The sequence below is a fragment of the Variovorax sp. J22P240 genome (genome assembly GCF_030316855.1).
Taxonomy (GTDB): domain Bacteria; phylum Pseudomonadota; class Gammaproteobacteria; order Burkholderiales; family Burkholderiaceae_C; genus Variovorax.
Genome location: NZ_JASZYR010000039.1, coordinates 1 through 1,491, shown reverse-complemented (window position 1 = coordinate 1,491; position 1,491 = coordinate 1). Strand labels below are relative to the sequence as shown.

General features: G+C 62.1%; 1 protein-coding gene. It reads left to right on the top strand.

Annotation, left to right across the window (positions count from 1 at the left end; translation table 11 throughout):
* Positions 1-191 precede the first annotated feature (191 nt).
* Entirely contained in the window at positions 192-1,268 is a 1,077-nt protein-coding gene (locus QTI24_RS31435; RefSeq protein WP_286605858.1) for an IS110 family RNA-guided transposase, read from the top strand.
* The last annotated feature ends 223 nt before the right edge of the window (positions 1,269-1,491 follow it).

The window sequence follows — 1,491 nt, the reverse complement described above, 5'->3', positions numbered from 1 at the left end:
CAAGGAGATGTAATGGATGCCTCCCTGCCTACGGGCAAATTCAAGAGCGGCAAGAGCACTGAGATGAACAGCGTGACTGTGAGGAGGGCTGGCTTGCCGGCAGGGCAAGGGGGACCCCCGAATGGATACGGCATCGAAGTGCCCATGGCGTGATAGACCAAGGTCTTCACAAACACCATCGGAGGTCCGAGATGAATCGTAGTGCAGCACAAGGTGCAGGACAAATCATCGGGTTGATCGACGGCCGGCAGGTCGTTGGCCTGGACATCGCCAAGAGCGTCTTCCAGCTTCACAGCGTGGACATGGTCACTGGCGAGGTCATCAACATGCAGCTCAAGCGCGCAAAGGTGCTGGAGCACTTCGTCAATCGCCAGCCCTGCCTGATCGGCATCGAGGCTTGCGGCGGCGCGCATCACTGGGCGCGCCAGTTGACGGGGCTGGGCCACAGCGTACGGCTGATTCACGCGAAGGCCGTGCGCCCCTTCGTGAGCGGCAACAAGACCGACGTCACCGACGCCCGGGCCATCTGGCTGGCGGTGCAGCAGCCGGGGACGAAGTTCGTGGGCATGAAGACGCTGGAGCAGCAGGCCACGCTGGCCTTGCATCGCCAGCGCGAACTGCTCATGAGGATGAAGGTCATGCAGACCAACGCACTGCGGGGCCTGCTCTACGAGTTTGGCGCGATCTTCGCGCGGGGCAGGTTTGCGCTGTTCTCTGAGATCGAGGCGACCTTGGAATCGCTGGTCAACGACATTCCCCAGTACGTGGTCCACAGCCTGCGCGAGCAGGCGCATCGGATCAAGAGGGTTGACGAGGACATCAAGGCCATCGAAGCGCGGCTGGCGCAGCGCCTTCGCGCCGATGCTGACATGAAGCGCTTAGCCGCTATCCCCGGGGTCGGGCTGATGACTGCCACGGCCGCGATTGCCACGATGGGTGAAGCCACGGCCTTCAAGTCGGCCCGTGAGTTCTGCGCTTGGCTCGGCCTGGTGCCGAGTCAACGCGGTACTGGCGGCAAGGTCAAGCTGCTGGGCATCTCCAAGCGGGGTGACAGCTACCTGCGCACCTTGCTCATCCACGGGGCGCGCTCGGTACTCGCGCATACCAAGGAGCCGGGGGTATGGCTGGAGCAACTCCAGGCTAGACGCCCGGCCAACGTGGTGATCGTGGCGCAGGCGGCCAAGATGGCCCGGACGATCTGGGCCGTCACGGCCAGGCAAAGGAACTACCAACGGGGCTACGTGAGTAGCAGGCTGCAAGCGGCCTGAGCACCGTAGCTGAATATCAACCAACCTGAACAGAAAGGGTATGTGAGCCATTGAAGGCGATTGGGGCAGCAACACACGACGTGATGTGAAACAGGTCAGACCGAGACGAGCCAACCCTGAATGACACATAGGACTTCAAAAGTCCGTCAAGGAGATGAGGCGCTCGTCAGCGGATTACATCGGGGCCAGTGGGGCAATCGGGGCAACTCGGCAACCCACACAA

Coding starts and splice junctions, on each gene's coding strand:
- QTI24_RS31435 (WP_286605858.1), top strand. CDS start 192: ATGAATCGTAGTGCAGCACAAGGTGCAGGACAAATCATCGGGTTGATC.